Source organism: Streptomyces griseus subsp. griseus (assembly GCF_000720255.1).
GTDB classification, from domain to species: domain Bacteria; phylum Actinomycetota; class Actinomycetes; order Streptomycetales; family Streptomycetaceae; genus Streptomyces; species Streptomyces griseus_I.
In genome coordinates this window covers 1-289 of the sequence record NZ_JOJE01000209.1, presented here as the reverse complement: position 1 = coordinate 289, position 289 = coordinate 1, and the positions used below count along the sequence as shown (strand labels likewise).

Sequence of the window (289 nt, the reverse complement as noted above, 5' to 3'; positions counted from 1 at the left end):
CGGATCCTCTGGTAGGAGACGGCCTGCTGTCCCATCTGCCATGCGTAGCCGTCGGTCATGAACATGTCGATGGTGCCGTAGTTGGTGAGCAGCTCGGTGATCTGACCGAGGATGAAGGTCATGTCGCCGGGTTGGATGGCATCGGTTATTTCGAGCCCGGTCACGTTGTGCCGGCTCTCCCATGCCTCGACGCCGAAGGTGCGGTCCCAGATCGAGTAGTAGAACCCGACCTTCAGCCCCTTCGCCCGGAAGGCGTCGCAGTACGTCCGCACGATGTCCTGCTTGTAGG

Annotated in this window: 1 protein-coding gene; it reads right to left on the bottom strand. The window is 61.2% G+C overall.

What is annotated here, in order from left to right; all coding sequences use genetic code 11:
* On the bottom strand, positions 1–289 hold a 289-nt coding region (locus tag IG99_RS43820), incomplete at both ends, for an alpha-L-fucosidase (protein ID WP_037684642.1).